18 protein-coding genes are annotated in these 25,981 nt (G+C 71.2%); 6 read left to right on the top strand and 12 right to left on the bottom strand.

What is annotated here, in order from left to right:
- Window positions 1-124 precede the first annotated feature (124 nt).
- On the bottom strand, window positions 125-619 hold the full coding sequence (locus RLT59_RS28600) for a MarR family winged helix-turn-helix transcriptional regulator (protein ID WP_311306051.1): 495 nt from the start codon (window positions 617-619) through the stop codon (window positions 125-127).
- A gap of 69 nt (window positions 620-688) precedes the next feature.
- Here RLT59_RS28600 and RLT59_RS28595 point away from each other — a divergent pair, with 69 nt between their 5' ends.
- From RLT59_RS28595 to RLT59_RS28575, 5 genes are all read left to right on the top strand, one after another.
- Entirely contained in the window at window positions 689-1,240 is a 552-nt protein-coding gene (locus tag RLT59_RS28595) for a carboxymuconolactone decarboxylase family protein (protein WP_311306050.1), read from the top strand.
- Window positions 1,241-1,340: 100 nt separating this feature from the next.
- The gene (locus RLT59_RS28590) at window positions 1,341-3,287 is read left to right on the top strand and encodes a hypothetical protein (RefSeq protein ID WP_311306049.1); all 1,947 of its coding nucleotides are present in this window, start codon (window positions 1,341-1,343) and stop codon (window positions 3,285-3,287) included.
- A 76-nt stretch (window positions 3,288-3,363) separates the two neighbouring features.
- Entirely contained in the window at window positions 3,364-4,269 is a 906-nt protein-coding gene (locus tag RLT59_RS28585) for a metal-dependent hydrolase (protein WP_311306048.1), read from the top strand.
- 8 nt (window positions 4,270-4,277) lie between these two features.
- Window positions 4,278-5,354, top strand: coding sequence for a PDR/VanB family oxidoreductase (locus RLT59_RS28580; RefSeq protein ID WP_311307893.1), 1,077 nt, complete (start codon window positions 4,278-4,280; stop codon window positions 5,352-5,354).
- Window positions 5,355-5,391: 37 nt separating this feature from the next.
- The gene (locus tag RLT59_RS28575) at window positions 5,392-6,114 is read left to right on the top strand and encodes a TetR/AcrR family transcriptional regulator (RefSeq protein ID WP_311306047.1); all 723 of its coding nucleotides are present in this window, start codon (window positions 5,392-5,394) and stop codon (window positions 6,112-6,114) included.
- Between the two features lie 12 nt (window positions 6,115-6,126).
- Here RLT59_RS28575 and RLT59_RS28570 read toward each other — a convergent pair whose 3' ends face one another.
- The 6 genes from RLT59_RS28570 to RLT59_RS28545 form a co-directional block, all read right to left on the bottom strand.
- Window positions 6,127-6,477 carry a 5-carboxymethyl-2-hydroxymuconate Delta-isomerase gene (locus RLT59_RS28570; RefSeq protein ID WP_311306046.1) on the bottom strand — a complete coding sequence of 117 codons (351 nt, stop codon included), beginning with the start codon at window positions 6,475-6,477 and terminating at the stop codon, window positions 6,127-6,129.
- 142 nt (window positions 6,478-6,619) lie between these two features.
- The gene (locus RLT59_RS28565; RefSeq protein WP_311306045.1) at window positions 6,620-7,933 is read right to left on the bottom strand and encodes an alpha/beta hydrolase; all 1,314 of its coding nucleotides are present in this window, start codon (window positions 7,931-7,933) and stop codon (window positions 6,620-6,622) included.
- Between the two features lie 68 nt (window positions 7,934-8,001).
- Window positions 8,002-9,075: a trypsin-like serine peptidase gene (locus tag RLT59_RS28560; protein ID WP_311306044.1), complete on the bottom strand. Its 1,074-nt coding sequence runs from the start codon at window positions 9,073-9,075 to the stop codon at window positions 8,002-8,004.
- A 78-nt stretch (window positions 9,076-9,153) separates the two neighbouring features.
- The gene (locus tag RLT59_RS28555; RefSeq protein WP_311306043.1) at window positions 9,154-11,190 is read right to left on the bottom strand and encodes an ATP-binding protein; all 2,037 of its coding nucleotides are present in this window, start codon (window positions 11,188-11,190) and stop codon (window positions 9,154-9,156) included.
- 193 nt (window positions 11,191-11,383) lie between these two features.
- Window positions 11,384-16,696 (bottom strand): pullulanase-type alpha-1,6-glucosidase, encoded by a 5,313-nt coding sequence (gene pulA / locus RLT59_RS28550; RefSeq protein WP_311306042.1) that lies wholly within the window; start codon window positions 16,694-16,696, stop codon window positions 11,384-11,386.
- Between the two features lie 91 nt (window positions 16,697-16,787).
- The gene (locus RLT59_RS28545) at window positions 16,788-18,512 is read right to left on the bottom strand and encodes a carbohydrate-binding module family 20 domain-containing protein (RefSeq protein ID WP_311306041.1); all 1,725 of its coding nucleotides are present in this window, start codon (window positions 18,510-18,512) and stop codon (window positions 16,788-16,790) included.
- 585 nt (window positions 18,513-19,097) lie between these two features.
- Here RLT59_RS28545 and RLT59_RS28540 point away from each other — a divergent pair.
- A complete protein-coding gene (locus RLT59_RS28540; protein WP_311306040.1) occupies window positions 19,098-19,856 on the top strand; it encodes a DUF8017 domain-containing protein in 759 nt (252 codons plus the stop codon).
- Window positions 19,857-19,871: 15 nt separating this feature from the next.
- Here RLT59_RS28540 and RLT59_RS28535 read toward each other — a convergent pair whose 3' ends face one another.
- The 5 genes from RLT59_RS28535 to RLT59_RS28515 all read right to left on the bottom strand — a co-directional run bounded on the left by RLT59_RS28535 (window position 19,872) and on the right by RLT59_RS28515 (window position 25,969).
- Window positions 19,872-20,942, bottom strand: coding sequence for a LacI family DNA-binding transcriptional regulator (locus tag RLT59_RS28535; RefSeq protein WP_311306039.1), 1,071 nt, complete (start codon window positions 20,940-20,942; stop codon window positions 19,872-19,874).
- Window positions 20,927-22,654: a glycoside hydrolase family 13 protein gene (locus tag RLT59_RS28530; protein ID WP_311306038.1), complete on the bottom strand. Its 1,728-nt coding sequence runs from the start codon at window positions 22,652-22,654 to the stop codon at window positions 20,927-20,929. Before RLT59_RS28530 ends, RLT59_RS28535 begins: the two co-directional genes overlap by 16 nt.
- A 121-nt stretch (window positions 22,655-22,775) precedes the next feature.
- Window positions 22,776-23,654 (bottom strand): sugar ABC transporter permease, encoded by an 879-nt coding sequence (locus RLT59_RS28525; protein WP_311306037.1) that lies wholly within the window; start codon window positions 23,652-23,654, stop codon window positions 22,776-22,778.
- A complete protein-coding gene (locus RLT59_RS28520) occupies window positions 23,651-24,670 on the bottom strand; it encodes a carbohydrate ABC transporter permease (RefSeq protein WP_311306036.1) in 1,020 nt (339 codons plus the stop codon). Before RLT59_RS28520 ends, RLT59_RS28525 begins: the two co-directional genes overlap by 4 nt.
- Before the next feature lie 21 nt (window positions 24,671-24,691).
- On the bottom strand, window positions 24,692-25,969 hold the full coding sequence (locus tag RLT59_RS28515) for an extracellular solute-binding protein (RefSeq protein ID WP_311306035.1): 1,278 nt from the start codon (window positions 25,967-25,969) through the stop codon (window positions 24,692-24,694).
- Window positions 25,970-25,981 lie beyond the last annotated feature (12 nt).

The following is a 25,981-nucleotide window of genomic DNA, read 5'->3' as shown; positions in this document are numbered from 1 at the left end:
CGACGCGTGCATGCTGCCGCACGGAGTGGCTTCCGGGAAGGGTGCTTGCCAGATACGTCCTATCTCTCGTGCGTAAAGTCCAAGTGCTCGGCACATTCGGTCGACCGTTGACCCGCTGACTCGTTCAGCTGTTGATCCAGCTCGCCACGTCGAGCCGGAAGGCTTCCGCGGAGGCCATCGTGCGGAGGTCGGCCTCCAGCGCCGCGACCCGCTCCGCGCCGAGCACCCGGACCCATTCGGCGCGCAGCCGGTCGAAGCCCGCGGCGGACCGCGTCAGCACGTCGATCCCGCGCGGGGTGAGCCGTACGACCTTGCGGCGGCCGTCCTGCGGATCGTCGGCACGCTCGACGTAGCCGAGGCCTTCGAGCCTGTCGACGGTCTTCCCGGCCGCCTGCTTGGAGACGCCGAGCCGTCGCCCGATCTCACTGGCGGTCGCCCCGTCACGGCCGACCGCCTGGAGTGCGTAGCCGTGGGCGGGGCGCAGTCCGGGGTGGCCCTGCCCGGCCAGCTCGCGGTGGAGGTCGTCGATGATCGACCGGAAGCCGGCGAACAGCAGGATGGGCAGCTCGAAGCCCGTACCGGCGGCATCCCGCGAGCCCCCTCCGGTGCGCTCAGCCATTGCGGTACTCGACAACCTGGTTTACCTTTTCGTCAATCACGTTGTCGAGTTTACCGCGAGGGGTCAGCCATGCCCGCATCCGTCTTCACCGACCACACCCCAGAGACCGCCCCCGCCGCGTCCCGCCCCGCCATGGCGGCCGTGACGGCGAGACAGGGCTACCTGCCCACCGGCGTCGCCCTGCTCGCCTCCTCACCGGAGTTGCTCAACGGCTTCCTGAAGATGAGCGCGCTCTTCGAGTCGACCACCCTGGACCAGCTCTCCCGGGAGGTCGTGATCATGACCATGGCCACCCGCAACGACTGCCACCTCTGCGTGGCAATGCACACCGCGAAGCTCACCGCCCTCGACGCGGACGGCGCGCTCATCGCCGCCCTGCGCGGCGAGAGCCCCCTGCCGCTCCCCGACGAACGGCTTGAGGCGGTACGCCGGTTCACCGTCGCCGCGGTCGAGTCGAGCGGGGCCGTGGACGAGGACACCCTCCAGTCGTTCCTGGCCCACGGCTACACCTCCCGCAACGCGCTGGAAGTGGTCCTGGGGATCGGCGCCTACACCATGTCGACCCTGGCCAACCGGATGACGGCGGCCCCGGTCGATCCCCAGCTGGCCCGGTTCGCCTGAGGTCCCGGGCGGGTTCGCCCGAGGTCCCGGGCGGGGAGGAGGCCGCCCCCGGGCGCCCGGCCCGGGGTGACCATCGCACGATTCGCTCGTTCAGCTGAACGTGCGCCCACTGCCAGAGGTACCGTCAGCCGCCGCCCCGGTCGATGCGGAGCAGGCCGAGGCCTCGCTCGTCGAGCACTACCCGCGACTGGTCCGGCTCGGCTATCTCGTCCTGCCGCCCTCACTGAGCCGCTCCCGGCGCGTTCTGGCGGCCCACGCCCTGGCCCAGCGCTCCCTGCAGGCCGCGCGCCGGGCCGCTCCGGCGCAGGGCGCGGGCCTCCCGCTGCCACGCCGTTCCAGCCGTACGGCGGTGGCGGCCGGGCCCGACTACGCCTCCGTCCGGCGGCGGGTGCTGCGCGGCGCCCTGGCGGCGGAGCTGCCGCGGCGGTGGTGGCCGCAGCGCGCCCAGTTGCCGCCCGCCCTGCCGCTGGTCTGGGGGCTGCGGCTGTTCCCGCACTCCGGTGGAGCCGATGAACTCGCGCTGGGGCAGCGGCTCTCCGCGCTCCGCGGACCGGCGCGCGCCGCGTTCGTCCTGCGCGGCCTGGAGTCACTCGCGGACGGCGAGGTCCGGCGGGAGCTGGCCGCCGCCGGGGTGGCCGATCCGCACGCGGCCCTGCGGGAGGCGGACGGGGTCGACGCCCCCTACGCGCTGCTGGCATCACCCGAGTTCGACCCGTGCTCGCTCCAGGCCAGGCCGCCGGACCTGCCGCGCCGACGCAGATACGCGCGGGCCGCGCTGGCCGCCGTCGCCGCGGCCGCCGTGTGCGGGACGCTGCTCGGGCTGCCGGGCGGCGGCTGGGGGCGCGGGGATCCGGCCGCGCCCCCGTACGCACGCAATCCGGCGGCGGAAGAGGCCTTGGACCCGGGGGCGCTGCGGGTGGTCTCCGCGACGTTCTGGCGGCGCTCACCGCGTACCGACTTCACCGCGTGGCCCACCCGGGGCGACCGCACGGAGGACGTCCGGCTGCTGCGGCGGGCGCTGACGGTGTGGGCCCGGCCGGGCGGCGGAGTGCGGACGTCAGCGACGCCCCGGACGCCCATGGGCCCTCCGATGGGGGCCCCGCAGCTGCTGTACGCGGGCGAGGTGGGCGCGTCGGCCGTCGTGCTGTTCTACGACGGACTGCGCGTCGTGCGGTACGCGGAGCCCCGTAACGCCGATCCGTCCGAGGGCGCGGCGCTCGACTTCGCCCGGGTCGACGGGGCGGACGGGGCATCGGCGGGCGCCCTGGTCGTGGAGCGCGCGGCGGGCCGGGTCCGCTATCTGACGGCGCCCTGGGTGCGGAGGGCGTCGCTGCGGGACCTGCTCTCCCCGGACCGGGCGCCGCGCCCGCTGCACCGCACCCCGGACGGGGTGACCGACGCGCTGGCCGGTACCGGGTCCACGGGCGGCTGCCGGTCCTGGGACGCGGTCGAGCTGTCCGACGGCACGACGGACCGGCTGGTGACGGATCTCGGTGAACTCGCCCCGGCCCGGCTGACCTCGGGACCGCCGGCGGAGCCGCACGACGTGACGGGACGGCCGGAGCTGGAGAGCTGGGCGCGCACCGCCTGCCTGCTCCCGTCGGTGCGCTCGCACGGTGTGCGCTCGGTCAACTCCTGGATGTACGCGACGCAGTCGCTGCCCGAGGGCGACGGCGCCGCCCGGTGGCTGTGCACCCGGGCGGAGACCTGGCGGGGCACCGGGAGCCTGGTGCTCGCCCAGTTCCAGGCGCCCTCCGCGCGACCGTCCGGGAGCCGTCCGGCGGGGGCCGTCGCGGCGCGCTCAGAGGACACGCCCGCGTGCGGGAAGCGCACCCCGAGGGTGCTGGCGGGCGTGCTGTGGAAGTCGCGCGGCGGCCGGTGGTACGTGCTCGCGGCGGGCAGCGAGCAGTTCACCTCGCTGGCCACCTCGGGCGGGGTGACGGGCAGCGCGCGGGGGCGGCTGCTCGCGGTGCCCGCCGGAGCGGGTGACCGGGCACGGCTGAACGGGCGGCTGAGAGACGGAAGTCAGGTCGGGGCCCTGCGGTGAGGGCCGGCCGGGAACGGGTGCGGGAATTCGCCGCAGGCCCCTGTTCCCCGGGCCTACCCCTCAGTACATTGACAACATGTCTAACACGCAGCCTGCGGCGGTCGCGTCGGAACGGATCGCGCTCAAGGCCCGACGGGTCTCCTTCGCCTGGGACCGGACGCCCCTGCACTGGGTACCGGGCGATCCGTTCACCACGCACACCATCAACGTGCTCCATCTGCTGCTTCCGGCCGGGGAACGCTGGTTCATCCACGTCTACCGCCAGGTGCTTCCGTACATACACGACGAGCAACTGCGCGAGGACGTCATCGGGTTCATCGGGCAGGAGGCGATGCACTCCCAGGCCCATGACGACGTACTCCCGCACCTGAGGGAGCTCGGCCTCGACCCGACCCCGTACACTGCCCAGGTCGACTGGCTCTTCGAGAAGCTGCTCGGGGACCGGACGCTGCCGCCGGGCCGGACGCGCAAGTGGTGGCTGATGGAGCGGGTGGCGACGATAGCGGCCATCGAGCACTACACCGCGTTCCTCGGCGACTGGGTCCTGAACGCGGAGGAGCTGGACCGGCGCGGCGCCGACCCCACCATGCTGGACCTGCTGCGCTGGCACGGCGCGGAGGAGGTCGAGCACCGCTCTGTCGCCTTCGACGTGTTCATGCATGTCGACGGCGGTTACCGGCGACGGGTGCGGACCTGGGCGACGGCGTTCTCCGCACTGGCCTTCCTCTGGCAGCGCGGCGCCCGCTTCTTCATGGAGAACGACCCGAGCCTGCTGGACGGCAAGGCCTCGTTCGGGCAGTTCTACCGCAGCGGCAGGCGCGGCACCCTGCCCAGCACCCCGTCGATGCTGCGGTCCATACCGCGTTACCTGAGCCGCGCGTACCACCCCTCGCAGGAGGGCAGTACGGCGCAGGCCGTCGACTACCTCAACCGCTCGCCCGCCGCTGTCGCGGCCGAGGCCCGTACGACGGAAGCCGGCTGACCATGCCCCTGCCCCTCCCCCGGCCGCGCACCGTCGTCGTGGTGGCCGCCGCCGCACTGCTCGCCAAGCGGGCGATGCGCCGCCGCATAGAGACGTCCCCGCTGTGGCCGCTGCCGGCCCTCGACGAGCCCATATCCGGTCACTCGCAGCGCCGTTCGACCACCGGCAGGCGGCTGACGGTCACCGAGCGGTCCACCCCCGCGGACGGGGTCGTGCTGCTCCGCCTGGAGGGCTCCGGCCTGCCGCGCTGGGAGCCCGGCGCCCATCTGGACCTGGTGCTGCCGTCCGGTCTGGTCCGTCAGTACTCCCTGTGCGGCGACCCCGCCGACGCCGGCACGTACACCGTCGCGACCCGGCTCGACGAGAACGGCCGGGGCGGCTCCAGAGAGGTGCACGAGCGGCTCCGCGAGGGTGACGAGGTCGAGATCCGAGGTCCACGCAACCGCTTCCCGCTGGCGGACGCCCCCGCGTACGTGCTGGTCGCGGGCGGCATCGGGATCACCCCGGTACTGCCGATGCTGCGGGCGCTCGCCGCCGCCGGAGCCGACTGGCGGCTGCTCTACGGAGGCCGCAGCCGGGCGACCATGCCGTTCCTGGCGGAGATCGCGGAGCTGGACGCGGGCGGCGGCCGCGTCACCGTCGTACCGCAGGACGAGGCGGGCCACCCGGATATCGCCTCGGCGCTGGCGGACGCGGCGCCGGGCACGGCGGTGCACTGCTGCGGTCCGCAGCCCCTGATGGACGCGGTCGCCGCCGCGCTCCCGGCCGGCTGCACCCTGCACCTGGAACGCTTCACCGCGGCCGCCCCGGACGCCACCGGCTCCGCCCCGTTCGAGGTGGAGCTGCGCCGCTCGGGCCGCACGGTCCGGGTCGCGGCGGGCCAGTCGGCGCTGGCCGCCGTCCGCGCGGAGCTGCCGCACGTCTCGTACTCCTGCGAGCAGGGCTTCTGCGGTACGTGCCAACAGCGCGTCCTGGAGGGCGAGGTGGACCACCGGGACGAACTGCTCGACGACGCGGAGCGGGCGGACTCGATGCTGCTCTGCGTGTCCCGGTGCCGGGGCGAGCGGCTGGTACTGGACCTGTAGGCAGAGGCCGGACCTGCCGGTCGGTACGCTGTTCCCCATGACGACCGGGGTGCGGCGCAGGATGGGCGTCGAGGAGCGCAGGCAGCAGTTGATCGGTGTCGCGCTCGAGTTGTTCAGCCACCGCTCCCCCGACGAGGTCTCGATCGACGAGATCGCCGCCGCCGCCGGGATCTCGCGGCCGCTGGTCTACCACTACTTCCCGGGCAAGCAGAGCCTGTACGAGGCGGCGCTGCGACGGGCGGCCGACGAGCTGGCGACCCGGTTCCTGGAGCCGCACGAAGGCCCCCTGGGCGCCCGGCTGTTGCGGGTGATGGGGCGGTTCTTCGACTTCGTCGACGAGCACGGACCGGGCTTCGCCGCCCTGATGCGGGGCGGCCCGGCCGTGGGCTCGTCGAAGGCGAACGCGATGATCGACGGGGTGCGGCAGGCGGCCTGCGAGCAGATCCTGGCCCACCTGGGGGTCGAGGAGCCTCCGGCCAGGCTGGAGTTGGCCGTCAGGTCCTGGGTGTCGCTCGCGGAGTCAACGGCCCTGATCTGGCTGGACGGGCGCCATATCCCGCGCGCCGAGCTGGAGTTGCAGCTCGTGCACGACTTCGCGGCGCTGACCGCCGTGAGCGCCGCGTACAACGAGGAGATGGCGGGCATCGTGCTGTGGGTCCTCGCGCAGGAGCCGGCGGACGGGCCGTTCGGAGACCTGCTGGTGCGGCTCTCCGCGCTGGCGCCCGCCGTACCGGCCGTGCCCCCGCAGCGGCTTCCCTAAGGGCTGTCCCGGTCAGGCGCTGCGGTAGGAGGGGTCGAGATCGCGGGTCTCGGCCGAGAGGTGCAGGGCCAGTCCGTCGGTCGGCCGGATGCGCGCGGCCAGCAGCTCCAGTACCGATTCGGTGAGCCGGGCCTTGGTCTCCGGGGTGCGGCCGGCCAGCAGCGCGATCTCGATGTGCACGAGCGCGTCGCCTTCGGGCGCGTCCGCCACCACGGTCTCCTCGATCCGGCGGAAGCGGGTCTTGCAGGCGGTGATCTTCGTGCTGACCGTCTCGGCGATCAGCGGGTGCAGTGCGCCGGTGAAACCGGCCCGGTCGAAGGTGTCGTCGAGCTCGGCGGAGTAGTCGACGGTGATCTGCGGCATAGCGGGGCTCCTGGACAGGGCGGGGAGGGAAGACACGGTACGCCCCCACCCTTTCCCGCCCCGGGGAACGCGCACAAGCGGGAATCACGGCAACCGGCCCGACTTCACTCCCGCCCGGCCACCGACCAGGTCCGCGAAGCGCTCAGCCGACGCCCCCGTCGAATCGGGTGCTGACGACACCGCCCGTCCCGGGGAACGGCTTCTCTCCGGTCAGGTAGGGCTCGTACCGCGTCCGGCCGAGCAGGCGGGCAGCGAAGTAGGCGCCCACGTAATCCTTGGTGATCCGACGCTGCCGCTGCTCCGAGAGTTCCTTCTGATCGGTTCGGAGGGCGGTGGCCCCGGGGAACTGGGACTCGCAGGTGCCCGGCTTGCTGCCGGGAACGGCGTCGTCATGTGCGCCGACCTGACCGCTGCTGGGCGACCACTGCTTGTTGTAGAAGTCGTGAACACCGCCGCGCACCGTGTACTGGGCTATCGGTGCGCTGTTGTCGTCCTTGTTCCAGTCGAAGAACTCTCCGGTGTTCACCTGGTCACACGTGCCCCACATCACCGCGAAAGACGTCTTGGTGATGAGTTCGACGTCCCAGGTGGCGGTGGGCGCGAGAGCGAACGCGGCCTTGACGGAGACGCCTTCGGGCCATGCGGCACGGCTGCTGTCGGCGATCTCCTGCATCACTCCGCCGCCGCCCATGGAGTGCCCCACCAGCCCCACGTTCCGCATGTCCACATGGTTCTTGAAGTTCACCGATGAGGGACGTCCGGACCTGGCGTCGACGAAGCTGCCACGCAGCGGGCCCTCGCCGGTCGACGACAGCTTCCGCCACATGCGCAGCTGGGCGTTGATCAGTGCCGCGCGCTCCTGATAGACCGTGTCGGCCTGGCCTTCGGACGTCGAGTTGATGCCGTTCGCGCCGACGGAGACGACGACGAACCCCCGGCTCGCCAGATCACGGCCGAGGTAGTCGTACCCGAGATAACTGGGGATCTGCCGCACCCCAGGTGCGCACGGCCATGCCGACAGCCGCTCGGAGGCCGCCTCGATGATCGCCTCCTGCTTCGCCGCGTCGGCCGTGTCACCGCTCCGCTCGTCCTCCGCCAGCGCGGCCTGCGCGGCGGTGAGCGACCTGGAGGCCTCGGCATCGGCGCAGGTGTCCCAGAATCCGTGCTCGATCATGATCAGCGGGTGGGTGCCGGTGGAAATGTCGTCGGGGTAGTAGACAGCCCCGTTCAGCTCGTTGTCGCCCACGTATCCGGAGGACTTGGGCGGCGGGAAAGCCTTGTCGCCCAGGTTGTAACGCACCTCGCTCACCCCGTGCCGCGCAGGCTCAGTACGGGCCCCGTCGGCGGCGGCGAACGCCTGTGTCGAGGTGAAGCACACAGCACAGGCTGTCAGGGGCGCGGCGAGCAGCAACTTCGTACGCCGGTTGCGTCCACGTTTCATATCGGCCTCACCCATGCGGATCGTAGATATCGGTCATTGCGATGGCTTGTGAGCGGTGGGCGGCTGCCCACGCGGCTCGGCACTCAGGCCCGCTGGGCCCGGTCGTACAGCGGCTCGGTGATCGCTGTACTGAACTGCGGACCGACGAGGTGGCGGACGCAGCCGTCGTGGGAGGAATCGGCGCAGGGCGCGCCATCGGTCTCGAAGAACGCGCTCTGCGTGTTGTCTCCGACCACGGTGCCCACACCGGTCACCGGGTTCAGACCGGTGATCCGCGGTCCGCCGCTGGAGCCGCCGCCCATGACGCACGGCGGGCCGAACAGACCGGGCGGCTCGGGGAACTCGACCGTGCCGGGGTATTCCCTGGCCGTCCCCGAGCAGTACGCGAGACGTTCACCGGTGTACTCGGGCAGGCCCTCGCGCGCCGGGTCAGCACTGGCGCGCGGGTAGCCGAAGGAGTCGCCGGGCACGTCGCCGGGCCGGTCGAAGCCGATCCTCTGCGCCGTCCCGACCGCGTCCTGGAGCCGCCGCCCCCGCTCGTCCGTGTTCAGCACGACGAACGCCTGGTCGTAGGAGTCGTACGTCTCCGCGTGCTGCTGATCGTTGGCCAGCCAGGTGGAGCCGACGACGCCCATGCGGCCGACGAACTTGCCATAGGGCGCCTGACCGTCGTGGTAGCCGGGCACGAACATCTCGTTGGCCGCCCACTGGTTGTCCTCGCCCAGCAGGTCGGTGTTGTTCACGCAGTGGCCCGCGGTCACCACGGTGCTTCGGTTGGCGCTCCGGATCACGGTGGCGGTGCAGCTGCTGTCCTCGCCGTGGTCGGTGAAGAAGAGCCGCCCGACGGTCCCCGGCAGCGCACCCCCGGTGGTCCAGGGCGCGCCGTCGGCGCCAGCGGTGGGCGGGTTGCCGGACGTCGGCGTGGTGAGCGCGGCGATGCGCTCGGGCGTCCAGTACTGGAGCACCGACCGCTGCTGTGCCGCGGTGACCGCCTGCCGGTGGGTGGCCACCGGGCCTGCCGCGGGGCGTTCCGCCGCGTGAGCGGGGGCCGTGGCCAGCAGGGACATGCCCATGGTCGCCGCCACCGCTGCCACCGCGGTGATGCGCCGCGGCGGACGGAGGGACGGCCGAGGGAACGGGCTAGGGAGGAATCGCATGGGGTGGAGGATAGGGAGAGGATGTCAGCAAGCTGTCAGATTCCTGTTTCCCGCCCGTACAGGCCCTTGGAGGGCCCTCTAAGTGAGCAGTTCCCCGTGGAGGGCGAGCGCCAGACCCGCTTCCGCGCTGTCCGCCCGGCCCCGGTCGAAGGCCCGCTGGTAGGCGGCGTCACCGACGGCCTCGCGCGCCTGGCGTTCGCAGGCCTCACGCAGCGGGCCCAGCTCCGGGGTGCCGCGCTGCGGGTGGCCGACCATCCGCCAGTAGAGCTGCCCGGTGCCGTACACCCGGGCGGCGTGGGCGCCCTCGCCCTGGGCGGCGACCGCGGCGGCCAGGATGTCCAGGCCGAGCGCGATGCCGAAGCTGTCGCGGAGCCGGTGCTTGCCGGTCAGCATGGACCGGGCGTGCGCGGCGGCCGCCTCCGCCCGGCCCTGGAGGAGCGCGATCAACGCGAGCTGGTAGTCGACGTAACTGCGGGTCCAGCACTCGTCCATGGCCTCGCAGGCCGCGCGCAGGACGATCGCGGCCTCGGCTGCCTCGTCCAGCCTGCCGAGGCCGGTGAGGGCGAAGACGGTGATCAGGTGGCAGCGCAGCCGGTAGGTCGATTCGAGCGGGGTGCCGGCCTCTGTGCTGCGCAGCACCCGGTCCACCTCGCGCAGGCTCAGTTCGGGCCGGCCGACCATGAGATGGGTGAGGCCGCGCAGGTACGCGGCGGCGAGGACGCCCTCGTCGGCCCCGTCCTCCGCGGCCGCCCGTACGCATTCCTTGCCGATCCGCTCGGCGGCCGGGTAGTCGCCCTGGAGCATCACGCAGATGCCGAGCACCCACAGGGCCCGGGTGCGGTGCGGGCCCTGTGCCGGGCCGACGTCCAGGGCGCGCTGAGCGTAGTCGCGGGTCTGCGGCAGGTGGCCGCAGCAGCACCAGAAGAAGCCGATCCGGCCGGCCATCTCCTGGGCGGCGGCGGTGTCGTGGGTGAGCAGGTGGTCCAGGGCCGCGCACAGGTCGGCGTGGGTGTCGGCGATGCGGTGGTACCAGCTGATCTGGTCGTCGCCGGTCCAGCCCGCGTGGGCGCTGCGGGCCAGTTGCAGGAAGCAGGCGGCGTGCCGGTCGGCCGCGGCGCGCTCCTCCCCGAGTTCGGCGAGCCACATCCGGCCGTACTCACGGATGGTGTCCAGCATCCGGTGGCGGGCGCCGTCGCGCACGACGACCGATTTGGCCACCAGGCCGCGCAGCGCCGTGGCCACCCCGTCCCCGGTGAGCGGTCCCCCGGCGCAGACCTCGCGGGCGGTCGCCTCGTCGAAGTCGCCGCGCAGCACGGTGGCCCGTGCCCAGAGCAGCCGTTCCAGCGGGGTGCACAGCTCGTGGCTCCAGCCGATGGTGGTGCGCAGGGTGCGGTGGCGCTGCGGGCGGATCGAGTCGTCGGCGAGCAGGTCGAGGCGGGAGCCGATCCGGAGCGCGATCTGCTCGACGGTGTGCCTGCCGGTGCCCGCCGCCGCGAGTTCGATGGCGAGCGGGATGCCTTCCAGCCGTCGGCAGATCTCGGCGGCCGCCTCCGCGGTGCCCGGTTCGTCGAACCGGGTGCCCGGGGCGGCCGCGGCGACCCGGGCCCTGAACAGTTCGAGGGCGTCGGCCGCGCCGTCGACGGGCAGCGGGTCCACCTCGACGAGCTGTTCGCCCTTGATGCCGAGGGGCTGTCTGCTGGTGGCGAGCACGGTGAGTCCGGGTGAGGTGGTGAGGATCTCCCCGAGGAGGTGGGCGCAGGCGTAACGCAGATGTTCGCAGGAGTCCAGGACGAGCAGCAGCCGCTTGTCCGCGAGCCACTCGCAGAGCACGTCCATGGGCATCCGAAGGGTGTGGTCGCTGAGCCCGACCGCGTCGGAGACGGTGGCCAGGAGCAGTCCGTCGTCGTGCAGCGGGGCGAGGTCGGCCCACCAGACGCCGTCGCGGAATCCGGGCTCCGCGCGGCCGGCCGCGCGGACCGCGAGCCGGGTCTTGCCGACCCCGCCCGAGCCGGTGAGCGTGGTCAGCCGACGGGTGGCGAGGGCGTGCTCGATCCGGCCCAGCTCCGTCTTCCGTCCGACGAAGCTCGTGGTCTCCTCGGGGATGTAGCTCACCATCGTCACCGTCGCTGAACAGGTGGAGAGGCCGGGGCCCGGCCCCCGGGCCCGGTACGGCACCGGGGCCGACGGCGCGGCTGCCGGTGCGTACGGGTTCGGGGCCGGGACCCGGCCGGGTGGAGTGGGAAGGGCGCCCGGGAGGGTGATGTTGCGACTCTCCCCGGCGGCTGGCCTCACGGTAGACCTGTTCCGGTCAGCGTGCCGAGAACACCGCCACTGTGCGTCCCGGAACGGTGAAACTTCCCGAACTCCGTCCGTAGGTCGCCTTCTTGACGGTATGATCCGCGCCCGCAGCCTGGACGGGGTGCAGGGCGTAGTTCCGGCCCGCCAGGGCGGGGACCTTCTGGGTGGTGGTGCCGGGGGTGGCGTTGAGGACGACCACCAGCTTCCCGAGCCGCATGGTGATCACTCCCGGGGTCTCGTTCCTGCCGGAGAGCGGGAAGGAGAGCGCGGACTGCACCTGTCCGGCGGTGGCGAGGCCGAAGTCCTTCTCGGTGGCGCGGATGGTGAGCAGGTCCCGGTACGCGGCCGAGGCGCCGTTGATCCGCGCGCAGCCGGGGCTGACCGTCGGGTTGGTCAACAGCGGCTTGGCGTACGGCCATTTGGCCTCGTTGTCGGCGGCTGGGGGCAGTCCCCGGCCGAAGCCGTTGCCCGCGCGGCAGTCCCAGTGCAGGGCGTTGAACCAGTCGCCGCTGTCGAAGGAGTTGCGGTCGAGGGACTTGGAGCGCAGCAGGTCGGTGCCCGCCTGGGAGAGCGAGGGGCCCTGCGAGAGGGTGGCCGTCGCCATGGCCAGGACCTGCATCCGGGCCCGGTCGGCGGCCGGGGTGTCCGCCGGGAGCTTGAAGGCGAGGGTGTCGTAGAGCGTCTCGTTGTCGTGGGCGTCGGCATAGGCCAGCGCGTCGCCGGGGGCTGCGGCGTATCCGGCCGGGGCCCCGTTGTAGTCGATGTCGGAGCCCTTGACCGTGGCGCCGGAGCTGTCGGTGAAGGTGTATCCGGCGAGGCTGCCGGTGAGCCCGACCTTGATCAGGTCCTGGTAGTGCAGCAGCCGGGCCTTCTGCTCGGCCTTCGTGCCGTTGTGGGTGGAGGTGTTGGGGTCGGTGCAGAGGCCGGTGGCGAAGCCCTGCACGCCGGGGTCCTCGTCGAACGGGGAGCCGCCGCGCACGGCGTCGCGGGCCCGGTCGGAGAAGGTGGCGATGCCGGTGCCGGCCATGTTCTTCTGGGTGGCCTGGACGAAGCGGGCGTCGTCGGCGATCTCACCGAAGTTCCAGCCCTCCCCGTACAGGATGATCTTCTTCCCGTCGACGCCGTCCTTGGCGGTGGTCAGGGCGTCGAGAGCCTTGCGGACGGCCAGGATGTTGGCCTTGGGGTGGTGTCCCATCAGGTCGAAGCGGAAGCCGTCGACCTTGTACTCCTTGGCCCAGGTGACGATCGAGTCGACGACGAGCTTCCCCATCATGGTGTTCTCGGGCGCGGTGTTGGCGCAGCAGGTGGAGGTGGCGACGGTGCCGTCCTCCAGGAGCCGCTGGTAGTAGCCGGGCACGATCCGGTCGAGGACGGACTTGGCGTCCTGGCCGGAGGCGACGGTGTGGTTGTAGACGACGTCCATGACGGTCCGCAGACCGGCACCGTTGAGCCCCTGCACCATCTGCCGGAACTCGACCGTGCGCCGGGTACCGTCCGGGTCCGAGGCGTACGAGCCCTCCGGGACGGTGTAGTGCAGCGGGTCGTAGCCCCAGTTGAAGCCGTCCTTCGCGGCGGCCTTCGCCACGCAGGCCTGCTGCTCGGCGGAGTCGGGCGCGTAGACGGACAGCTCGCAGCCCGGCTTCTGCTGGTCCTTCTTCTTCTCGGGAATGGTGCCGATGTCGAAGGCGGGCAGCAGGTGCACATAGCTGGTACCGGCGTCGGCTAGCTGCTTGAGATGCTTCATCCCGTCGGAGCGGGTGTCGGTGAAGGCGAGGTATTCGCCGGGGTGCTTGGAGGTGAGGTCCGCGATCGAGAAGTCGCGGATCTGGAGCTCCTGGATCTGGGCGTCGCGCAGCGGCACGGCGGCGGGCTTGCGCAGGGTGCTCCACCCCTTGGGGGCGAGCTTCGCGTCGTCGAGGTCGACGACGAGGCTGCGGGCGGAGTCGGTGGTCAGGGCGGTGGAGTACGGGTCGGTGACCTTGTTGGTGACCAGCTTCTGGACGGTGGGCGCCCAGACGTCCACGACGTACCGGTAGGGCTTGCCGGTCCAGTTCTTCTTCCCGGTGACGGACCAGACGCCGGTGCGGTCGTCGCGGCGCATGGCGACGGCCCTGCCGTCGAGTTCGAGCGCGACGGTACGGGCGGTGGGCGCCCAGACGGAGAGGGTGGGCGTGCCGTGCCGGAAGACCGGGCCGAGCGCGGCGCCGCTCGCCCGCTTCCCGTAGAGGTCGTCGAGCACCCCGGCGCTCTGTACCCCGGTGGCGGCGAGCAGGGCTCCGTCGGCCGCGCGCTGGGTGGCGATCAGCTGGCCGCGCAGGGCGTCACGGACCCGGTCCCGGTCGCGGGCGTCCACGGTGAACGCCGGGTAGTCCTTGAGGTGCGGGTACTTCGCCTTCTGCGCGTCGGTCAGCGCGGAGGGGCTGAGCCGCAGCCACCGGCCCTCGTCGGAGAGCGCGCCGTCGACGACGGAGATCCCGCCGCCCGCCGCGTAGACGAGCTGCTGGCTGGTGGCCTCTGTGGTCTTCACCTTCCAGACGACGGTGTCGGCGTCGATCCACTGCGCCTCGGCCTTGGTGAGGTCGGGGGCGGGGACGCCGCCGGTCTGCGGCAGCAGGTATCCCGCCGTGCCACCGAGCATCCAGACCTCGTGGCCGTAGGTGGCCAGGTCGAGTGACTGGTCGCTGGACAGATCCTTCTCGTCGCCCCGGTGCAGGATGTAGCTGAGCGAGGTGGCGCCTTCGGTGAGCGGGACCTCGAAGGTGAGACCGGAGGCGTCCTTCTTCACCGGCTGGAGCGGCTTGGCCCAGTCGGTGGGCTCTGCGGCTCCGGTCCAGGTGTGCAGCCCCCAGCCGTCGTAGTCGCCGTCGGCCCGGTAGTAGTGCAGAACGGCCTTGGATGTGTCCGGGGCGGGGTAGGCACCCTCGGGCGCGGTGCCGCCCTGCCCGTCCTCCCCCTCCGTGATCCAGACCTGCCCGGTCTTCGCGAGGTCGACGGTCCGCTCCGGCCCGTCTGCGGTCCCGGCCTTCTCGACGGTGTACGGGACGGAGTCGGCGCCCTCCGGCACCTTGATCCAGGCGAACGCGCCGTATGCGTCGCGCCCGGCGAAGTCCGCGGCGGTCTCGCCGGACCTGGCCTGCCAGCCGTCGTAGTCGCCGTCGGCGCGCTTGTAGTGGATGACTGCGTAGTCGCGTTCGACGCCGACGGGCTTCGCGGGCGGCGGTGCCTGCCCGGCGGTGGAGGAGGCGAGGGCGCTCGCGGTGCGCCCGGCGCGGTCGACGACAACGGCCTTGTAGCGCAGGGGTGGTCCGGCGGCGGTCGTGCTGCCGATGGTCTGGGTGACCTGGTACGGGGCGTGGTCGGCGGACCCGAGCGTGGTCCACCTCCCGTTGCCCGTCTGGGCGGCGAAGACGACCCGGTTGAGCGAGCCGCCGTCCACGTCGGCGGTCAGCTCGACGGTGCCGGTGGCTCCGGCGGCCGGTACCTTCAGGGAGATCGTGGGCCTCGCGGCGGGCGCGCCCAGCGGCTTCGCGGCGCGGAGCACGACGCTGGAGAGGGCCGGGACGGTGACGGTGATCCGCTTGTCGGCGCCGCTGCGGACCGTACCGGAACCGCCGTACAGCGTACGGAAGTCCATCCGGGCGGACTCGGTGGGCAGCTCGACGGTCTTCGCGGCCGTGCCGTTGTTGGTGGCCACGACGTACTCGTCGCCGCGCGCCGGGTCCGTACGGGAGAAGGCGTAGACGGAGCCCTCGGCGTACCGCTCGGTCTGCACTCCGTCCCGCAGCGCCGGGTTCCTGGCGGTCAGCTCGGACACGGCGGCGATCGACCGGTAGAGCGGGTGCTTCGTGTCGTACGCGTCGGAGGCGTGCGTCCGGTCCGTGCCCAGCTCGTCGTCGTCGAGGTAGTCGGCGGTCTTCGAGGCGAACATGGTCTGGCGGGCGTCCTTGTCACCCCCGGCCCCCGTGAAGCCCTGCTCGTCGCCGTAGTACACGACGGGGTTGCCCCGGCTGAGGAACATCACCTCGTTCGCCAGCCGGGCCCGCTTCACCAGCTCCGCGTCCCCGGCCTCCGGGTTGTCCTGCTTGAGGAAGGTCCCGATGCGGCCCATGTCGTGGTTGCCGAGGAAGGTCACCTGCTCGTAGGCGTTGGCCTTGTCGGTGGTGTAGCGGTAGTCGTCACCGAAGACGGCGGCGAGCTTCGAGGCCGGGGCACCCTGCGAGGCGTACTGGCGGGCCGCCTCCTGGAACGGGAAGTCGAGTGTGGCGTCCAGCCGCCCCTGGGTGACGTAGGGCGAGGTGATCGCGGTGTCGGCGGAGTAGACCTCCCCGAACATGAAGAAGTCTTCGCGCCCGTGCCTGGCCGCGTAGGTGTCGAGCGCGGTGGCCCACTGGGTCCAGAAGTCCAGGTCGACGTGTTTGACGGTGTCGATCCGGAAACCGTCGATATCGAAGTCGCGGACCCACTTCTCGTAGATCTTCTCCATGCCGGAGACGACCTCGGGCCGTTCGGTCCACAGGTCGTCGAGCCCGGAGAAGTCGCCGTACGTGGTGGACTCACCGGCATAGGTCGAGTCACCCCGGTTGTGGTACATCGTGGGGTCGTTGAGCCAGGCCGGTGTCTTGCCGCCGCCCGCGACCGGCTTGTACGGGAAGGAGTCGGCGTCCGTCTTCGCCATGCCCGCCGCGTCGTCGAAGGGACGGCCGTCGCGGTCGAGGTACGGGTAGGCGCCCTTGGGCCTGTACCCGTACGTCTTCTCGGCGTAGTCGACGGTGTCGGCGGTGTGGTTGGTGATGACGTCGAAGAAGACCTTCATGCCCTTGCCGTGGGCCTTGTCGATCAGCTTCGTCAGGTCGGCGTTGGTGCCGAAGTGCGGGTCGACCCGGGTGAAGTCGGTGATCCAGTAACCGTGGTATCCGGCCGAGGCGTCCTTGCCGGTGCCCTGGACGGGCCGGTTCTCGAAGATCGGGGCGAGCCAGATGGCGGTGGTGCCGAGCCCCTTGATGTAGTCGAGCCTGTTCGTCAGCCCCTTGAGGTCGCCGCCCTGGTAGAACCCCTTGTCGGTGGGGTCGTACCCGGTCTCAAGACGCGAACCGGTCAGCCCGCCCCGGTCGTTGCGGGTGTCGCCGTTGGCGAACCGGTCGGGCATCACGAAGTAGAACTGCTCGCGGGTCAGGTCGTGCCGGGCGGGCTCCGCGGCCAGCTTCGCGTCCGAGGGCGCGGCGGGCGGCCCGGGAGCGGCGGACGCGGAGGCCGCCGGGACGAGCGGGAGCAACGCCGTGCACAACGCGGCTACGGCTCCCCGTCTCAGGGTGGAACGGAACACGGGCGGGGTCTCCTTGTATGAGGGACGAGGGTGCTCCGGGTGCCGCGCCCGGAAGAGCCGGACGCGGCACCCGAACAGGAGGGGGAAGAGGTCAGCCGCGCCAGACGTCCGCGGTCAGCGCGACCTTGCCGGAGGCCGGCACGGTGGCGGTGCGGTTGGCGCCGCTCTCCCAGGTGACGTTGCCGCTCGCGTCCTTGCGGACGTACTTGTACGCGAACGACGTACCGGCGGGCAGGCTCACGTCGAGCTTCCAGACGGGGTACGTGGCGGGGTCGAGCTTCGGCGCGGCGGCCGGGTTCCAGTTACCGAGGGCGGGCTGGTCGCCGGTGACGTAGATGTTCTGGCCCAGCTGGGTGGTGGCGTTGACGCCGAAGGAGGCGCCCGAGGTGCCCGTACCGGGGTCGGTCGGGTCCGTCGGACCGGTGCCGCCGCCGGAGCAGGTGCGGGCGCCGGTCCGGAGGGCGAGGGCCGTGTCGGCGCCGAGCGTGGCGGTGAACCGGCCCGAGCCGTCGACGGTGACGCCCTTGCCGGACTGGATGTCGCAGTAGTCACCGGCGGGCAGCGAGGTCTGGAAGGTACGGCCCAGCGAGGAGCCCTCGTGGTTGATCGCGACATACGCCTTGGAGCCCCGGCCGAAGGCGATCTGATCGCCGCCGTTGTCCCACCAGTTCGTCACGGACTCACCGCGGGCGGTGTTGTGGAAGCCGACCATGGAGGCGATCTCGCGCCAGGCGTGCTGGCACTTCCACCCGTCGCTGTAACAGGCTTCCACCGCACCGCCGTTGGGCGGTCCGGCATCCTTGTCCGACCACTCGTAGCCGGAGTGGACGTCGGGCGAGCCGTAGGGCCAGGCCAGCATGAACACGCTGGCGAGCGTGTAGTCGGCACCGTCCTTGTAGCTCAGTGTGTCGCCGCCGCGCTCGGTGTCGTGGTTGTCGACGAACACCGCGGCCCTGGCGGAGGGCATGAAGCCCCAGCCCTCACCGAAGTTCTTGAGGTTGGCGAGGTTCTCGTTCTTGAAGACCTGCTTGAGGCTCCGGGCGTAACGGAATTCCTGGACGTCCCCGGTGCCGGCGTACTCGTCGGGCGAGACGGCTTCACCGGCCCCGTAGATAGCCTCCTGCTTCCAGTAGACCCCGGGGTCGCTCAGCCGGGACTTGATGTTGGCGAGGTCCCCGGCGGGGATGTGCTTGGCGGCGTCGATACGGAAGCCGTCGACGCCTAGCGAGAGCAGGTCGTTGAGGTATCCGGCGATCCTGCCGCGCACGTACTCCTCACCGGTGTCCAGGTCGGCCAGGCCGACGAGTTCGCAGTTCTGGACGTTGGCGCGGTCGCCGTAGTTGCTGATCTGCGACTGGCAGTCGTTCATGTCGTTGACCGAGTACAGGCCGGGGTAGTCGTACCTGCTGTACGAGGACCCGCCGGTACCCGTGCCGGAGCCGGCCGACATGTGGTTGATGACCGAGTCGGCCACCACCTTGACGCCCGCGCCGTGGCAGGCGCTGACCATGTTGGCGAAGGAGGCACGGTCACCGAGCCGTCCGGCGATCCGGTAACTGACCGGCTGGTACGAGGTCCACCACTGCCCGCCCTGGATGTGCTCCTGCGGCGGGGAGACCTGTACGAAGCCGTAACCGGCCGGGCCGAGGGAGTCCGTACAGGCCTTGGCGACCGAGTCGAACTTCCACTCGAAGAGAACGGCGGTGACGCCCTTGGCACCCGGGGCGGAAGCCTGCGCGTTCGCGGCGGGGACCACGAGGGCGGCGGCGCCCGCGATCAGCGCGAGCGCTGCAGACAACAGGGGTCTACATGCCATGTCTTTCCTCCTGCGGTGGGGGAAACGCGGGTGACGGTTCAGCCTCGTCCGGCAACGCGCCCTGCCCTCAAGACTCCTGAAGGTTCTTGCTGCAAGAATGCAAACCTTGCCGCGGGGAGACCGTACGAGCCCGCCAGGACCCGGTCAACCCTTTGGACAAGACCCGCTCACACCCTGCCCGCATCAACGAAATACCGCAGATTCCTCCCTGCAAGGCCTTACGCAAGCCATTGCAGCCCTGTTACGTTTCACCCGACTCCGGTCCGGTCGGCCGGGGGTCCCGATACCCCGGGCCCCACGCGCCCGCCCGGCCGGACCGGTCACGACGTGGAGGGACCCCGAGCTCGCTTCCCCGCCGGCCCACCCCGGGCCGATCTCGGGGGCTCTCCCGCGTGCGCCGGGCAGAGAGGAACACACCGATCGAACGGCTCGAACAGAGCCAACTGGACTGACTCTCCATGTGGCCAGGACAGCAGACGCCCCTGAACAGCCGAACTCCCCGAACGTGTACAGCGGTTCGAGTCCTACGCAGTCCGGCCCCCCGAACCACCCCGCCGCTCCCGGAACCGGACCACGGTCGCCGTCGTGACCGCGGCCGCGGTGATCGTCGCGGCATGCGCGGTGACCGGCGTCCTGGTGCTCCGCGACGACGGGAGCGACAAGGCCGACCCGAAGCCCGCGGCATCGGCCTCGGCGAGCCCCGGCGACAAGTCCCGTTCCGCGGCCGAGGGCGGCTCGGGCCCCCTCGTCCCCGGCTGGAACACCGTAGTGAACGCCCAGCGCGGCATCACGTTCGACGTACCGCCCTCCTGGGCCCGGAAGTCCGCGAGCTGGGTCAGCTACGTCGCGAAGGACGACGACCCCGAGGAGAAGCCGCTGGTCGCGATGATGGCCCCGGCGGTGCTCAAGGAGAAGTGGTGCACGTCCGACGACGACAAGAGCGGCAGCGAGGAGGACACCCCGCTCGCCTCGACGGGCACCACCGGGGAGAAGAGCTCGAAGAACACCGCGGCGGCCGCGAAGGACACCGCGACGAACTGGGTCTACGGCGCCTACACCCAGCCCGACCGAACCCGCCTGACCATCGGTGAGCCCGAGCCCTACCGCACGAAGACGGGCATCCAGGGCAGCCTCGTGACCGTCACCTCGTCCGGCACCCCGGCGAAGGGCAAGTGCGACGGCGACGACAAGGCGGTGACGTTCGCCTTCAAGAACGCGAAGGGCGTCTTCGTGTCATGGACCTACGTCGGCGCCCACGGCGTCCCCGACGAGGTCCCCGACACCACGATCCGCAAGATCCTCAGCACCGTCCGGCTCTTCAAGAAGGGCGACGGGGAGGGCTGAGGGGCGCTGCCGACGTCAGCCCCCGCGCACCCCCGACGCCACCGCCGCCGTCGATCCCCGTACCACCAGTTCCGGCTGGAACACGTACTCCGTGCGCTGGACGGGGCTGCCGGCTATCTCCTCCAGGAGGGCGCCCACCGCGGCTGCCGCCATCGCCTGGACGGGCTGGCGGACCGTGGTCAGCGGCGGGTCGGTGAACGCGATGAGCTGGGAGTCGTCGAAGCCGACCACGGAGACGTCGCGCGGCACCGCGAGGCCGCGGTCGCGGGCGGCGCGCACCACGCCGAGTGCCATCAGGTCGCTGCCGCAGACGATGCCCGTGCAGCCCCGGTCGAGCAGGGCGCCCGCCGCCACCTGGCCGCCCTCCACGCTGAACAGGGTGGAGCACACCAGGAGTTCGGCCTCCGAGCGGTCCATGCCCAGGAGGGAGACCGCCGCGTCCACGAAGCCGTCGCGTTTGCGGCGGGAGGGCACGTAGCGCTGCGGGCCGATCGCCAGGCCGACCTTGCGGTGGCCCAGTTCCGCGAGGTGGCCGACGGCCATGCGGACGGCGGCGGTGTCGTCGGGCGAGACGAACGGGGCGCTGATCCGTTCGTTGTAGCCGTTGATCAGGACGAACGGGACGCCCCGGTCGGTCAGCGCGGCGTAGCGCGCCGGGTCGGCCGAGGTGTCGGCGTGCAGTCCGGAGAGGAAGACGATGCCGCCGACGCCGCGCTCGACGAGCTGCTCGACGAGTTCGTCCTCGGTGGCACCGCCGGGCAGCTGGGTGCAGAGCACCGGCGTGTAGCCGTGGCCCGCCAGGACCTGTTCGACGGACTGCGCGAACGCCGGGAAGATCGGGTTGGTGAGTTCGGGTGTCACCAGTCCGATCAGTCCGGCGCTGCGCTGCCGCAGCCGTACCGGGCGCTCGTAGCCGAGGATGTCGAGCGCCGCGAGCACCCGCTGACGCGTGGTGTCCGCGACGCCCGGCTTGCCGTTGAGCACCCGGCTGACGGTCGCCTCGCTGACCGAGGCCTGTCCGGCGATGTCGGAGAGCCTCAGCGGGCTGCCGGCCCTGGGCGGGGGGACGGTCACACCGTCCACCACACCGTGGTGTCGGCCGGCAGCTCGATCTCGGCGCCGTCGGTGGTGACCGGGGCGCTGGACAGCAGGACGGTGCCGCGTACGGGGATGCGGACGGCGGTGTCCGTGGTGTTGACGGTGCAGACGAAGCCGGGGCGGGCGAAGATCAGCAGCCCCTCGGGGGCGTCCAGCCACTCCACCGCGGTGCCCGCGCCGAGTCCGGGGTGCGCCCGGCGGGCGGTGATCGCGGCCCGGTACAGCTCCAGGGTGGAGCCGGCCGCGCCGGTCTGGGCCTCGATGCTCAGCTCGCCCCAGCCCGCGGGCTGCGGCAGCCAGCTGCCGCCCGCGCCGAAGCCGTACGAGGAGCCCTCGCGGGTCCACGGGATCGGCACCCGGCAGCCGTCGCGGAAGCCGTCCTGGCCCTCGGCGCGGAAGAACGACGGGTCCTGGCGGGCCTCGTCGGGCAGCTCTGTGACGTCGGGCAGGCCGAGCTCCTCGCCCTGGTAGACGTAGGCGGAGCCGGGCAGCGCCAGCATCAGCAGGCTCGCCGCGCGGGCCCGGCGCAGGCCCAGTTCGCGGTCGCCCGCGGTACGGATCTGGGTGCCGAGGCCGGGCGGGTTGGCGAACCGGGTGGCGTGCCGGGTGACGTCGTGGTTGGAGAGCACCCAGGTGGTGGGGGCGCCGACCGGGCGCATCGCGTTCAGCGAGGTGTCGATGACCTCGCGGAGCGCCTCGGCGTCCCAGGAGGTGGCCAGGTACTGGAAGTTGAAGGCCTGGTGCATCTCGTCGGGGCGTACGTAGTTGGCGGTGCGCTCGACGGTCGGGGTCCAGGCCTCGGCGACCAGAATTCGCCCGCCCGTCGCCCGCCGCCGCCCCTCTGACGAAGGTCCTTCGGGCCCCATTGCATCGGGGTACTCGTCGAGGATGGTGCGCCAGCTGCGGTAGACCTCGTGGACGCCGTCCTGGTCGAAGAACGGCATCACGTCGTTCCCGAGCAGTTTCAGCTGGTCGTGCGTGCCCAGGTCGGGCAGGCCCTCGGCCTTGACGAGGCCGTGCGCCACGTCGACCCGGAAGCCGTCGACGCCCATGTCGAGCCAGAAGCGCAGGATCGAGCGGAACTCGTCCGCGACGGCCGGGTGCTCCCAGTTGAAGTCGGGCTGCTCGGGTGCGAAGAGGTGGAGGTACCAGTCGCCGGGCGTGCCGTCCGGGTCCGTGGTCCGGGTCCAGGCCGGTCCGCCGAAGATGGACTCCCAGTCGTTGGGCGGGAGTTCGCCGTTCGCGCCCTTGCCGGGGCGGAAGTGGTAGCGGTCGCGCAGGGCGGAGCCGGGGCCCTCCGCGAGCGCCCGCCTGAACCACTCGTGCCGGTCTGAGGAGTGGTTGGGCACCAGGTCGACGATGATCCGCAGGCCCAGTTCGTGGGCGTCCCGGATCAGCGCGTCGGCGCCCAGCAGGGTGCCGAACATCGGGTCGATGGCCCGGTAGTCGGCGACGTCGTATCCGGCGTCGGCCTGCGGGGAGGCGTAGAAGGGGCTGAGCCACACCGCGTCGACGCCGAGGTCCCTGAGGTACGGGAGCCGGGCGGTGACGCCTGCGAGATCGCCCATGCCGTCGCCGTTGCCGTCGGCGAAGCTGCGCGGATAGACCTGGTAGATCACCGCGTCCTGCCACCAGCCGGTGCGGTGGCCCGGGGCGTCGGCGGACGTGCCGGTGGAGGGGGCAGCGAGGTGCTGGGTCATGTCGTCCCTGGGGTGTCTGGGTGGGGAGTGGCGCCGGGACCGGGTCGGGATGCCGGCGCCACCGTGACTGGTGCGTGCGGGTCGTACGGTCGTGCTGCGCGGACGGCGGCACCCTCTCGGCTCAGCCCTTGACGGCTCCGGCGGACATGCCGGTGACCAGGTGCTTCTGCGCGAACAGGAAGACCAGGGCCGCGGGTATCGCGATGAGCACGGAGGCGGCGGTCATCGGGCCCCACTGCGCCCCGTAGCGGTTGACGAACAGCTGGAGTCCGCCCGCGAGGGTGAGGTTGTCCTCCCCGACCATGAAGGCGGAGGCGTACGCCACTTCGCCCCAGGCGGTGATGAAGGAGTAGAACGCGGTGACGGCGAGTCCGGGCTTGGCCAGCGGCAGGATGAGCCGCCAGAACGTGCCGAACGGGGTGAGGCCGTCGACCTGCCCCGACTCGTCGATCTCGCGCGGGATGGTGTCGAAGAAGCCCTTCATCATCCAGGCGCAGAACGGCACCGAGATGGTGAGGTAGGTGATGACGAGACCGGAGGGCTGGTTGAGCAGACCCATGGTCGCCATGATGTTGTAGATCGGCACGATGAGGACGGCGACCGGGAACATCTGGGTGATCAGCAGCGTCCACATCAGTCCGCGCTTCCCGGGGAAGCGGAACCGGCTGACGGCGTAGCCGGTGGAGGCGGAGACGATCACGCCGACGAGTGTGGTGAGCCCCGCGACGACCACCGAGTTGCCGAACCAGGTCAGGAACTTCGTGTCCTGGAGCAGGTGCGTGTAGTTCTCGAACGTCGTCTCTTTGAAGAAGCTCGTGGTGGTCGCGAACTTGGCGGGCTTCAACGAGGTGAGCAGGACCCACAGCACGGGGAAGACGGCGATCACCGACGCGACGATCAGCGTCAGGTGCAGTGCGGTGGAGGCCAGCGGCGAACGCTCGCCGCGCAGCCGGACCTTGGGCGCGGAGCGCCGCGCGGCGGGGGCGGGTGCCGTGGTCACCAGTCATCTCCCTGGGTGCGGAGGACTCGCCGGTACACAGCGGCGAAGAGCATCAGGAGTACGAGGATCAGCACGCCCCAGGTGGAGGAGAGCGCGAAGTCGCGCGGGCTGATCTCGAAGGAGAACTTGTACGCCTGCGTCACCAGGATCTGGGTGGCGTCGCCGGGTCCGCCGCCGGTCAGCAGGTAGATCACCGGGAACATGTTGAAGGTCCAGATGGTGGAGAGCAGGATCACGGTGGTGGAGACCGGCCGCAGTCCGGGCAGCGTGATGTGGCGGAAGCGCTGCCAGGGGGTGGCGCCGTCCATCTCGGCGGCCTCGTAGTGCTCGCTGGGGATGGACTGGAGCCCGCCGAGGAGGGCGACCATCATGAACGGCACACCGAGCCACACGTTGACGGCGATGACGGAGATCTTCGCCCAGGTGGGGTCGTTGAGCCACGGGATGCCGTCGAAGCCGCTCCCCGAGAGGATCCTGTTGAGCAGCCCCCGGTCCTCGTTGTAGAGGAAGCGCCAGGCGAAGACGGAGACGAAGCCGGGGATGGCCCAGGGCAGGATGAGCGCCATCCGGTATGCGGAGCGCCCGGCGATCCGGCGGTTGAGGATGTTGGCGAGCCCCATGCCGAGGGCGAAGGTGATGGTCACACAGGAGACCGTCCACACCAGGGTCCAGCCGAGCGTGCCGAGGAACTCGCTGCCCTTGAGTACGTCGGTGTAGTTGTCCAGACCCACGAACTCGTATGTCGCGGGGATGTGGTTGACACCGATGGACCGCTCGACGTTGCGCTCGTTGGCGTCGGTCAGCGACAGGTAGATGCCGCGGACCAGCGGATACCCGATGATCACGCCGATCACGATGACGACCGGGGCGACCATGGTCCAGGCGTACCAGTGGGTCGACAGCGCCCGCCGGATCCGGCCCGGGGGCGTGGGGTTGCCAGTACCGCGGCTCCGGCCGCGGGCGACGGTGTCGTCGCCCGCGGCCTTCGCCACCGACTGGCTGGTGTGGACAGCCATCAGCCGGCCTTCCTTCCTGGGTTACTTCCAGCCCTTGAGGAGCTTGCGGTAGGAGTCGCCGGTCGTCTTGACGGCCTTCTCCGGGGAGGTCTGTCCGGTGAGGACCTTCGTGTACTCGGTGACGAGCGGCGCGAAGAGGCTGCCGGTCTCCGGGATCCAGGGGCGCTCGACGGCGCTCTCGACGACGGGCTTGAAGAAGCCGACGATCTCGTTGTCGACGACGCTCTCCTGCGCGTAGGCCGAGGTGCGGGTCGGCAGCAGGTTGAGTTCCTTGGTGACCTGGGCCTGGGTCTTGACGGAGGTCATGTAGTCGACGAAGGCGTAGGAGGCGTCGAGGTTCTTGGAACCGGCGTAGACGGCGAGGTTGTGACCGCCCTGCGGGGCGCCCTGCGCGGTGGAGCCGGCCGGGACCGGGGCGACGCCCAGGTTGGCCTTGTCGGTGAACTCCTTGCCGGTGTAGGTGTCGGCAACGGCCCACGGGCCGTTGATCATCATCGCGACCTTGCCGTCCTTGAAGGACGACTGCATGTTCTCCCAGCCGTCCGTCGCGTCGGTCTTGGCGGCGCCGGAGTCGACGAGGTCCTTGACGACCTTCATCGCCTTGACGCCGGCCGGGTTGTCGATGGTGACGGACTTGTTGGAGGCGTCGACCATGTCGCCGCCCTCGCCGTACAGGAAGGACAGGAACCAGTACGCGTCGTCGCCACGCAGGTAGAGGCCGGTCTTGCCGGTCTTGTCCTTGATCTTCTTCGAGGCGGTCTTCAGCTCGTCGACGGTCCTGGGGACCTGGACGCCGGCGTCCTTGAGGATCTTCTTGTTGTAGAAGATGCCCATGGAGTCGATGACCTGCGGCACCGCGTACGTCTTGTCCTTGTACTCGGTGGACGCGGCGGCCTGCTTCAGGAAGTCGTCCACCTTCTGGAGGGCGGGGGTGCCGTCCAGCGGGGCGAGGTAGCCGAGGTCGGCGAACTCGGGCGTCCACGCGACCTCGGAGCGGATCACGTCGGGGGCGCCGGAGCCGGACTGCGCGGCGTTCTTGAACTTGTTCTGCGCGTCACCGAAGGGGACGTTGACGTACTTGACGTCGACCTTCGGGTGCTCCTTCTCGAAGCCCTCGGCGATCTTCTTGAAGACCTTGTCCTCGCTGCCCGCGGTGGAGGTGTCCCACCACGTGACGGTGCCGGAGAGCTCGCCCGAGCTCTTGGAGGTGCCGTTGGAACTGTCGTCGTCGCTGCCGCAGGCGGTCGCCGCGAGCGCCAGGGCCGCGACCAGGGCGGTGGCCGTTATGCCATGTCGCATCTGAACTCCTTC

This window comes from Streptomyces sp. ITFR-6, assembly GCF_031844725.1.
Lineage (GTDB): Bacteria > Actinomycetota > Actinomycetes > Streptomycetales > Streptomycetaceae > Streptomyces.
The sequence above is the reverse complement of the archived record's forward strand: the minus strand, read 5'-3'. Positions and strand labels throughout refer to the sequence as shown.

What these genes read in the sequence shown, in the direction of transcription:
- RLT59_RS28600 (WP_311306051.1), bottom strand. Translation starts at nt 619, where the DNA reads ATGGCTGAGCGCACCGGAGGGGGCTCGCGGGATGCCGCCGGTACGGGC.
- RLT59_RS28595 (WP_311306050.1), top strand. Translation starts at nt 689, where the DNA reads ATGCCCGCATCCGTCTTCACCGACCACACCCCAGAGACCGCCCCCGCC.
- RLT59_RS28585 (WP_311306048.1), top strand. Translation starts at nt 3,364, where the DNA reads ATGTCTAACACGCAGCCTGCGGCGGTCGCGTCGGAACGGATCGCGCTC.
- RLT59_RS28575 (WP_311306047.1), top strand. Translation starts at nt 5,392, where the DNA reads ATGACGACCGGGGTGCGGCGCAGGATGGGCGTCGAGGAGCGCAGGCAG.
- RLT59_RS28570 (WP_311306046.1), bottom strand. Translation starts at nt 6,477, where the DNA reads ATGCCGCAGATCACCGTCGACTACTCCGCCGAGCTCGACGACACCTTC.
- RLT59_RS28565 (WP_311306045.1), bottom strand. Translation starts at nt 7,933, where the DNA reads ATGGGTGAGGCCGATATGAAACGTGGACGCAACCGGCGTACGAAGTTG.
- RLT59_RS28560 (WP_311306044.1), bottom strand. Translation starts at nt 9,075, where the DNA reads ATGCGATTCCTCCCTAGCCCGTTCCCTCGGCCGTCCCTCCGTCCGCCG.
- RLT59_RS28555 (WP_311306043.1), bottom strand. Translation starts at nt 11,190, where the DNA reads ATGGTGAGCTACATCCCCGAGGAGACCACGAGCTTCGTCGGACGGAAG.
- RLT59_RS28545 (WP_311306041.1), bottom strand. Translation starts at nt 18,512, where the DNA reads ATGGCATGTAGACCCCTGTTGTCTGCAGCGCTCGCGCTGATCGCGGGC.
- RLT59_RS28530 (WP_311306038.1), bottom strand. Translation starts at nt 22,654, where the DNA reads ATGACCCAGCACCTCGCTGCCCCCTCCACCGGCACGTCCGCCGACGCC.
- RLT59_RS28520 (WP_311306036.1), bottom strand. Translation starts at nt 24,670, where the DNA reads ATGGCTGTCCACACCAGCCAGTCGGTGGCGAAGGCCGCGGGCGACGAC.
- RLT59_RS28515 (WP_311306035.1), bottom strand. Translation starts at nt 25,969, where the DNA reads ATGCGACATGGCATAACGGCCACCGCCCTGGTCGCGGCCCTGGCGCTC.